Origin of the sequence: Massilia sp. BSC265 (assembly GCF_000740675.1) — a bacterium.
Taxonomy (GTDB): Bacteria; Pseudomonadota; Gammaproteobacteria; order Burkholderiales; family Burkholderiaceae_D; genus Telluria.
This window is the reverse complement of record NZ_JPXI01000042.1, coordinates 550,267-559,344: the sequence shown is the minus strand read 5'-3', so window position 1 is coordinate 559,344 and position 9,078 is coordinate 550,267. Positions and strand designations below refer to the sequence as shown.

Sequence of the window (9,078 nt, the reverse complement as noted above, 5' to 3'; positions counted from 1 at the left end):
AGTCGAGTTGCAGACTACAATCCGGACTACGATACACTTTCTGGGATTAGCTCCCCCTCGCGGGTTGGCGGCCCTCTGTATGTACCATTGTATGACGTGTGAAGCCCTACCCATAAGGGCCATGAGGACTTGACGTCATCCCCACCTTCCTCCGGTTTGTCACCGGCAGTCTCATTAGAGTGCTCTTGCGTAGCAACTAATGACAAGGGTTGCGCTCGTTGCGGGACTTAACCCAACATCTCACGACACGAGCTGACGACAGCCATGCAGCACCTGTGTGAAGGTTCACTTTCGGGCACTCCCAGATCTCTCCGGGATTCCTTCCATGTCAAGGGTAGGTAAGGTTTTTCGCGTTGCATCGAATTAATCCACATCATCCACCGCTTGTGCGGGTCCCCGTCAATTCCTTTGAGTTTTAATCTTGCGACCGTACTCCCCAGGCGGTCTACTTCACGCGTTAGCTGCGTTACCAAGTTAATTAAAACCCGACAACTAGTAGACATCGTTTAGGGCGTGGACTACCAGGGTATCTAATCCTGTTTGCTCCCCACGCTTTCGTGCATGAGCGTCAATCTTGACCCAGGGGGCTGCCTTCGCCATCGGTGTTCCTCCACATCTCTACGCATTTCACTGCTACACGTGGAATTCTACCCCCCTCTGCCAGATTCAAGCCTTGCAGTCTCCAACGCAATTCCCAGGTTGAGCCCGGGGCTTTCACGTCAGACTTACAAAACCGCCTGCGCACGCTTTACGCCCAGTAATTCCGATTAACGCTTGCACCCTACGTATTACCGCGGCTGCTGGCACGTAGTTAGCCGGTGCTTATTCTTCAGGTACCGTCATTAGCCAAAGGTATTAGCCTCAGCCGTTTCTTCCCTGACAAAAGAGCTTTACAACCCGAAGGCCTTCTTCACTCACGCGGCATTGCTGGATCAGGCTTGCGCCCATTGTCCAAAATTCCCCACTGCTGCCTCCCGTAGGAGTCTGGGCCGTGTCTCAGTCCCAGTGTGGCTGGTCGTCCTCTCAGACCAGCTACTGATCGTCGCCTTGGTAGGCCTTTACCCTACCAACTAGCTAATCAGATATCGGCCGCTCCACAAGCATGAGGCCCGAAGGTCCCCCACTTTCATCCGTAGATCGTATGCGGTATTAGCGTAACTTTCGCTACGTTATCCCCCACTTCTGGGTACGTTCCGATATATTACTCACCCGTTCGCCACTCGCCGCCAGGTTGCCCCGCGCTGCCGTTCGACTTGCATGTGTAAAGCATGCCGCCAGCGTTCAATCTGAGCCAGGATCAAACTCTTCAGTTCAATCTCTGTTTGTCGAAAACCTGATTTCTCAGACTTTCGAAATCGATCCACTGGATCGATTTCGCTCACTCAAGATACTGACCGTCGCTCATTGCTGAGCAACGTTAATACTTTTGTGAACATTTGATAATTTAAGTAATCACTGGCCGAAGCCAGCGGCACCTTCATCAAACGCCCACACTTATCGACTGTTGATTGTTAAAGAACCGTTGTTCTGTACTACCTTGCTGCACCGTGCGAAGCGTTGTGTTCGTCAGCAGCAGAGAAGCGAGATTATGCGGTGTTTTGCGTTCATCGTCAAGCCCCTCTTTTTCTTTCGCTGTCGTTCGTTTTGCGAATCGAAGCAGCGTCGGAAGACACGAACTATAGCAAAACCGGTGGCCATGGCGCAAGCACCCGGCGTGAGTTTTTGAGAGATTTCAGGCCGGCTTAAGCCGGCACTACTCGCGCAGGCTCATCGTCGTGTAGTTCGGATCGGCCTTGATTTTCTCCTGCGTGAACGGAAGGGCCGGCCATTCCTTGCGCGAGTACACCGTGGTCTGGTCCGCATACCAGGGCGATTTGGGATCGGTCGACTGGCCATAGGTGAGCATCCCCTGCGCCACCGGCCCCTGCTCGTCGAAGCCGACGCTTTGGATATAGCTCTGTCCCCAGTGGGCGCCGACGTAGCCATTGGCGGTCAGGCCGGTACGCATCGTCAGGGAGCTATAGGTGCCCTCCTGGTTGCCGTTCCCGCCGTGCAGCGCGATGCGCACGCCATTGCGCGGCTCGACCTGGTAGTCGCCGAAGCGCGCATCGAGGGGGATACCGAGCGATTGCAGCTTTTCGGCTGCGCCGCGCAGCGCCCCCAGCATGGCCGGCAGCGCAGCCGGCGCCACGCCACGGGGCGTGTTGACCGGGTCGGCCGGATCGAAAGGCACGGCCCACTTGTTCGGAATGGCCGAGGCCACGTTCCAGAATTCGCGGAACAGCACCATGCCGCGGCTGTCGACATTGGCGCGGCGGTCCCAGACCTGCAACACGTTACAGGCCTGGTGCGACAGCTCGTTGCTCAGGGCGGCGCACGCGGTCAGCAATTCGGGCAGCACCAGCTCGGCCGCATACACGCGGTTCGAGAAGGCCAGGGCCTGCATGTCGGCCAGGGTCAGCTTGCTGCGCTGCGCCAGCAGGTCTTCCAGCTGGCGGAAGCCGATGCGGGTGCGCAGGGTCTGCTCGACGCCGGTGCGCCCATACAGCGGCGAGAAGCCCAGCGGGGCCGGACCGCTCAGGAGCGCCTTCGGGTTGGTCAGCCAGTAGCTGTCGTTCGAATTGCCGACGTAATCAGTGCGCATCATCCACGGCGCCTTCGCCGGCGCGTAGATGCCCGGCGGCGCTCCCGCATCCTGTCCCCAGGCGCAGGCGCTGCGCGAGCCGTCGAACAGCAGCGCCGCCTGCACCAGCAGGCAACCGTTCACGAACTTGTCCGCATTCATGTGCGGCACCACGCTGGCGTCCGCATACAGCGCATTGCCTTCGCGGTCGGCCGCGACCGTGTTTACCCAGGGCAGGCCCACCACCTTGTCGAGCGAATCCTTCAGCGCGCGCACGCTGCCGGCCGTGCCGATGCCCAGCCACTGTTCGAGCATGCGGGTGTTGTAGCGGTTCGGGTCGCCCAGCACGTAGGCTGCGCCGGCGGTCCAGGTCATGCCTGCCGCCGGCCGGACGATGACGGCGCCCTGGTGGCTGAAATAGAAGGTCTTGCTGCGCCGGCCCACCAGCCCGTCCGGCAGCAGCGCGTCGACGGTCACCGTCTTCGAGGTCATCTTGCGGCGCTCGCCGTCGTAGAGATAGGTGGTGCCGGTCGGGTCGGTCTGGTCCAGCGCCAGCCGGAAGGTGGTGAAGTGGTACGCGAAGGTGACCGTGTGGCTCCACGCGACATCCTTGTTGAAGCCGATGACGACCGCCGGCACGCCGCCGATGATCACGCCCATCGCATCGTAGCGCCCGGGCACGGTCAGGTGGGCCTGGTAGAAGCGGTCGGCGGTGGTCCACGGGTAATGCGGATTCCCGAGCAGCAGGCCGCGCCCGTTCGCCGACAAGTCTTTGCCGACCGCCAGCGCATTGCTGCCGAAGCCCTGGCGGTTGAGCTTGTCGAGCTGGGCCACTAGCGTGGAGGCATCGATCCTGCGCGGAGCCCCCTTGGCCAGGCTCACCGTGGCGCCTGGGACGCGGCCGGCGGCGACGAAGTCCCTGGCGAAGGCCTGGCCGGACGCGTGCAGCGCCTTTTCCGCCACCACCAGATACATGTCGTCGAGCGTGAGCGGGCGCACCCACTTGGCGTCGGCACAGGCCGCGGGCAGCTTGCCGGCGTAGTCCTTCAGGTAGCGGTTGTAGCCCTCGACGAAGCCTTCGAGCAGCTGGCGGGGTTCGGGCGTGCCGGCGGCGTAGTTGGCGCGCAGCTGCTCGATGTCGAGGTAGCCCTTGAAGAAGAAGTCGCTCTCTTCGTTGTTCAGGTCCATGAAGCCGCTGCCGCCCCCGTACTCGTCGCCGGTGCGCTGGCGCGGCCGCGCCTCGGCGCCGAAGAACAGCGAACGCTCGCCGCGCACGGTCAGCACCGAGTCGGCGAACATGCAGACGTTGTCCTGGGCATAGGCATAGGCCAGTCCGTAGGCGAGGCTGCGGTAATCGTCGGCGCGCACGTGCGGCACGCCGTGGCTGGTGCGCGCGACCTCGACCTGGATGCGTGCGGCGGTCTGCGGTGGCGGTGGAGCCGCAGTGTCGTCCCCGTCGCGGCTGCAGGCGCCCAGCGCCAGCGCGGTGGCGAGCGCCGCCGCGAGCAGGCAGGCGCGGCGATCGACGGCGGGAATACGGCTTGGCATGAGGGCGCTTTCTGCGGCCAGCGGGGCGCGGAGGACAATGTTAAAATTGCACAATTGAACTCTAGACAATTTTGCAGTCGACATCTACTCGCAAAAGTGATGGGTTCAGTAAGAGCACAGACCACGCGCATCTTGCTTGGTTCGCAGTGTTGTTATTTAGAGAATATTTCTCTTATGCGAGATAGCGAACAGTACGGTAGATGCCAAAAGGTAATACTCAGCTCTGCAACTCCCCGAGAGCCGAGGCCTTCGAGGCCCCGGTAACAAACCAATGTATTTATTGAAGAAAACAGAACAATGAAAGCATCCAACAAACTCGCCGCACTGATCGCACTGGCCTGCGCAACCATGGTGAATGCCCACGCGGCACCCCAGGAGGCAGCGTCCCAGCAGCCTGCGCAAGCCGACTCGGCCTTCGTGAATCCGGACTGGGCCAACAGCGCCTGGTACGCAGGCGTGGGCGCTGGACGCTCGCGCGCCGACATCGACCAGAGCGCGCTGCAGCGCACCCTGAACTCGAATGGCTCGACCCTGAGCAGCTTCAACACCGACGACCGTGACGTCACCTGGAAGCTGTTCGTCGGTAAGCAACTGAACCGCTACTTCGCCATCGAAGCCGGCTACTTCGAGCTGGAAAACTTCGACTTCGAGGCCTGGACCAACCGTGGCAACCTGAACGGTGAGACCAAGTTCCGCGGCGTGAACCTCGACCTGGTCGGCCGCCTGCCGATCACCGAGCGCCTGACCTTCCTGGCGCGCGGCGGTGTCCAGTACACCAAGGCCACCACCCGCTTCAGCGGCAGCCGCCTGGACGCCGTGACCGTTGCGAACCCGCCGAACGAAGGCCGTCGCCACGGCAAATACGGCGTGGGCCTGGAGTACGCATTCAACGAAGCCATGGCACTGCGCGGCGAAGTGGAGCGCTATCGCGTGACCGACGCGGTCCAGAACCGCGGCGACATCGACACCGCCACCCTGAGCCTGGTCTGGAAGTTCGGCCGTCCGGCCAAGGCAGCCTACGTCGCCCCGGCGCCGGTCGCTGCACCGGAACCAGCCCCGGCGCCGGCACCGGTCGCCGCACCGGCTCCGGCACCGGAACCGGTCCCGACCTCGGAAAAGGTCTCGTTCGCTGCTGAAGCCCTGTTCGACTTCGACAAGGCGATCGTCAAGCCGGAAGGCAAGGCGGCACTCGACGAGTTCATGTCGAAACTGGAAGGCGTGAACACCGAGGTGATGATCGCCGTCGGCCACACCGATTCGGTCGGCAGCAACGCCTACAACGACAAGCTGTCGCTGCGCCGCTCGGAAGCTGTCAAGGCCTACCTGGTGTCGAAAGGCCTGGATCCGGCCCGCCTGTACACCGAAGGCAAGGGCGAGACCCAGCCGGTCGCCGACAACGCCACCGCCGAAGGCCGCGCCAAGAACCGCCGCGTGACCATCGAAGTGGTCGGCACCCGTACCGTCACCAAGTAATTCCGGTACCCGAACAAGAGGCCGCCCGGCGCAAGCCGTGGCGGCTTTTTTGTTTCAACGCGGCAGCGACAGGGGCCGGACCTGATCGCTGCGCAGGCCGGCCTGGCGCATCGCCAGCTGCAGCGCCTCGATGCGGGCCGCCATCGAAGGATGCGAGGCCAGGTAGTGGGTAAATGCACCGAGGGCCGGCGCATCGCCATCCTGCTTCCTGAGGGCCTCGAAGAATTCGGTGGCGCCGCCGACGTGCCCGTAGCGGCACTGGAGGATCCGCAGCGCCCTGGCATCGGCCAGGGACTCGCGCTCGCGCGAATGCCTGGTCTCGCCCAGGTGCTGGGCCGGCGCCAGCACCCCAGCCGCCCACGAACCATCCCCGGTCAGCACGGTCGCCGCCGCGATCACGACCAGGCTGCGCCCGATGGCGCGCAGGTGGTCGCGGTGGACGAGGTGGGACAGTTCATGGGCGAGCACGAAGGCCAGGCCGTTCTCCGACTTCACCTGCTCGAGCAGGCCTGCGTAAACCATCACGGTGCCGCCCGGGAGGACAACGGCGTTGGCTTGCGGGGACGCCACCAGGCGCACGTTCACCGGGCCGGCGATGCCGGCGCACTGCCGCAACGCATCCACCTGCGACTGCAGCCAGGCTTCGCGCGCTGCAGCATCCTTCCGCGCGGGCGGCAGCGGCGGCGCGAGCAGCCGGGTAAGCCGCGCTTTTGTCTCGGGACTTATATCGTCGACCACCCGGTCCACCAGCAGGCCCGCTACCCAGATACCGGCCAGCACCGCCAGCGACAGCGCCAGCAGGATCAGCAGGAAATCCTTCAGCGGATGCTCGTGCGAGATATTGTCGTTATGCTCAGGGAGCCCGCCCTGGTACTTCATGCCTGGCCGGCGTCCGCATAATAAATGGCGGTACCGTAGGCAAGCACCTCGACGCCCGTCACCTGGTTGCGCTGGCTGCCGGCCAGGGGCAGGGTTTCCAGGCGCAGGTTGACGATCTCGTCCGCGCCAGGGCAGCTTTCCTTCAGGCGTAAGACTGCCTCGCGCTTGGCGCGGTCGAGCAGGGTCTCGTAGGACTTGACCGGGCCGCCCACCAGCGAGCGTAGCGCCGACGCCGCCTTCTTGAAATAGTCGATCGAGATGACGACGCTGCCCGTGACCAGTTCGCTGCGCGCCACCGGCCCGCTGCGCACCGGGGTCTTCAGCGAGGTGGCGGGAAGCTTCAGCTGTTCCTTTTCCCTGGCAATGATCGAGCGGTAGTGGCGCGACTCGGCGGCGCGGCCGAACACGTAGCCCAGCACCACCGGCACCGACCAGAAAGCCAGCAGGATAATGGTTTCCATGGCTTAGCCGACGGTCACCGCGGTGCCGTATACATAGATCTCGGCCGCCCCTGCCGCCACCGACGAGGTCGAGAAGCGCACATTGACGATGGCGTTGGCGCCCAGCTGCGCGGCCTGGGCCTTCATGCGCTCGGTCGCCTGCGCGCGCGATTCTTCCAGCAGCTCGGTATAGCCGCGCAGCTCGCCGCCGACCATGTTCTTCAGGCCGGCCATGATGTCGCGCCCCACGTGCTTGGAGCGCACCGAGCTGCCGGAGACGACGCCGTGGCACGCGACGATCTGCTTGCCCGGGATGGTTTCAATATTGGTAAGAAGCATGGCAGTCCTATTTATAAGAAGTGTCTGATTGTAGATACCGATCTTTTCTAGAGGCAACTTACCATGCATATCCTCGCCGGTGTGCGGCCACGGCGCAGTAAAATGACGCCCTTGTCTCCAATCCGCCAGTCCGCCACCATGTCCATCCTGCTTTCCACGCTCAACGCCCGCTACACGCACGCCTCGCTCGGCCTGCGCTACCTGCTGGCGAACATGGGACAGCTAGAAGAGCAGACGCGGATCCAGGAATTCGTCATCGGCGCCAAGACCAGCGACCTGGTCGAGCGCATCCTGGCGCACCGGCCGCGCATCCTCGGCCTGGGCGTGTATATCTGGAACGTCGAGGAAACCACCCGGCTGGTGGCGATGCTCAAGCGCGTGGCGCCGCAGCTCACGATCGTGCTGGGCGGCCCGGAAGTCTCGCACGAGGTGGGGGAGCAGGAAATCGTGCGGCTGGCCGACTACGTGGTCACCGGCTGGGGCGACGTCACCTTTCCCAAGCTGTGCGGCGAGATCCTGAACGGCCCCAAGCCCCTGATGAAGGTGCACGCCGGCGTGCAGCCGCCGATGGCGGAAATCGCCCTGCCCTATTCTTTATATAGCGACGAGGACATCGCCCACCGCACCCTGTACGTGGAAGCCTCGCGCGGCTGCCCGTTCAAGTGCGAGTTCTGCCTGTCCTCGCTGGACAAGACCGCCTGGCCGTTCCCGCTCGATGCCTTCCTGGAGCAGATGGAGTCGCTGCATGCACGCGGCGCGCGCCTGTTCAAGTTCGTCGATCGCACCTTCAACCTGAACGTCAAGACCAGCCTGCGCATCATGCAGTTCTTCCTCGACAAGCTGGAAGCGAACCCGGACGACCCGGTCTACGCCCACTTCGAGCTGGTCCCCGACCACCTGCCGGAAGCGCTGAAGGAGACCATCGCCAAATTCCCGCCCGGCGCGCTGCAATTCGAGATCGGCATCCAGAGCTTCAACCCCGAGGTGCAGGCATTGGTCAGCCGGCGCCAGGACAATGCCAAGGCCGCCGACAACATCCGCTGGCTGACCGAGCACTCCCGGACCCACCTGCACGTGGACCTGATCGCCGGCCTGCCGGGCGAGGACGTGACCAGCTTTGCCAAGGGTTTTGACCAATTGGTCAAACTTGGCGCCCAGGAAATCCAGTTCGGCATCCTGAAACGCCTGCGCGGCACCCCGATCATCCGCCACACCGAGCCCTTCGGCATGGTCTACGATCCCTACCCGCCCTATACCGTGCTGGCGACGAAGCAGGTCGACTTCCCGACCATGCAGCGCCTGGTGCGCTTCGCCCGCTACTGGGACCTGGTCGCCAACTCGGGCCGTTTCGCCAATACCACGCGTGCGCTACTGGGCGAAGCGCCGTTCGACAATTTCATGGCCTTCTCGGACTGGATCTACACCAAAACCGACGCCACCCACCGCATCGCGCTCGAGAAGCTGGCCAAGCTGGTGCAGGAATGGCTGCAGTTGCGCGGCATGGCGCGGGATGAAGCAGCGGCCCTGCTGGCCTCGGATTATGCCGGCAAGGTCGATACCGCCGTCGTGCAGAAACCGGTGGCGGCGGCGCCGGAACGCCAGGTGCGCCACCTGGCGGCGTAAGTACTCGCCCATAAATAAATGTGTTTTTGGCTGCCATAAGCGGCGCGCTGCTACGTTGGCTCCTGCTTGCAGTGCCCGCACTGCGGCGCACTCGCCGCCTTGCATCGCATCCGGTTCTGTTTGCCAAAATTCACATTCATTTCTTGTCGAGTA

At 63.2% G+C, this 9,078-nt stretch carries 6 protein-coding genes and 1 rRNA gene; 2 read left to right on the top strand and 5 right to left on the bottom strand.

Annotated features, from left to right (window positions below):
• Positions 1–1,313: ribosomal RNA gene (locus MA09_RS23485) — 16S ribosomal RNA — on the bottom strand; the annotation flags it as partial.
• A gap of 440 nt (positions 1,314–1,753) precedes the next feature.
• Positions 1,754–4,171, bottom strand: coding sequence for a penicillin acylase family protein (locus MA09_RS23480; RefSeq protein WP_036253662.1), 2,418 nt, complete (start codon positions 4,169–4,171; stop codon positions 1,754–1,756).
• A gap of 297 nt (positions 4,172–4,468) precedes the next feature.
• Here MA09_RS23480 and MA09_RS25625 point away from each other — a divergent pair, with 297 nt between their 5' ends.
• Positions 4,469–5,644, top strand: a complete 1,176-nt coding sequence (locus MA09_RS25625; RefSeq protein WP_036253659.1) for an OmpA family protein — start codon at positions 4,469–4,471, stop codon at positions 5,642–5,644.
• 54 nt (positions 5,645–5,698) lie between these two features.
• On the opposite strand, the gene MA09_RS23470 is transcribed toward MA09_RS25625, so the two are convergent.
• Genes MA09_RS23470 through MA09_RS23460 form a run of 3 tightly spaced genes read right to left on the bottom strand, consistent with a single transcriptional unit; the run spans position 5,699 to position 7,302 of the window.
• Entirely contained in the window at positions 5,699–6,523 is an 825-nt protein-coding gene (locus MA09_RS23470; protein WP_081897774.1) for a M48 family metallopeptidase, read from the bottom strand.
• Entirely contained in the window at positions 6,520–6,984 is a 465-nt protein-coding gene (locus MA09_RS23465; RefSeq protein WP_036253657.1) for a YbjQ family protein, read from the bottom strand. The genes MA09_RS23470 and MA09_RS23465 overlap by 4 nt, the downstream gene beginning before the upstream one ends.
• 3 nt (positions 6,985–6,987) lie before the next feature.
• A complete protein-coding gene (locus MA09_RS23460) occupies positions 6,988–7,302 on the bottom strand; it encodes a YbjQ family protein (RefSeq protein WP_036253655.1) in 315 nt (104 codons plus the stop codon).
• A gap of 138 nt (positions 7,303–7,440) precedes the next feature.
• On the opposite strand from MA09_RS23460, the gene MA09_RS23455 reads away from it, so the two are divergent.
• A complete protein-coding gene (locus tag MA09_RS23455; protein ID WP_036253653.1) occupies positions 7,441–8,925 on the top strand; it encodes a B12-binding domain-containing radical SAM protein in 1,485 nt (494 codons plus the stop codon).
• Positions 8,926–9,078 lie beyond the last annotated feature (153 nt).

Excerpts from the sequence above, each read along its gene's own strand:
- MA09_RS23455 (WP_036253653.1), top strand. The coding sequence starts at position 7,441 with ATGTCCATCCTGCTTTCCACGCTCAACGCCCGCTACACGCACGCCTCG.
- MA09_RS23465 (WP_036253657.1), bottom strand. The coding sequence starts at position 6,984 with ATGGAAACCATTATCCTGCTGGCTTTCTGGTCGGTGCCGGTGGTGCTG.
- MA09_RS23470 (WP_081897774.1), bottom strand. The coding sequence starts at position 6,523 with ATGAAGTACCAGGGCGGGCTCCCTGAGCATAACGACAATATCTCGCAC.
- MA09_RS25625 (WP_036253659.1), top strand. The coding sequence starts at position 4,469 with ATGAAAGCATCCAACAAACTCGCCGCACTGATCGCACTGGCCTGCGCA.
- MA09_RS23480 (WP_036253662.1), bottom strand. The coding sequence starts at position 4,171 with ATGCCAAGCCGTATTCCCGCCGTCGATCGCCGCGCCTGCCTGCTCGCG.
- MA09_RS23460 (WP_036253655.1), bottom strand. The coding sequence starts at position 7,302 with ATGCTTCTTACCAATATTGAAACCATCCCGGGCAAGCAGATCGTCGCG.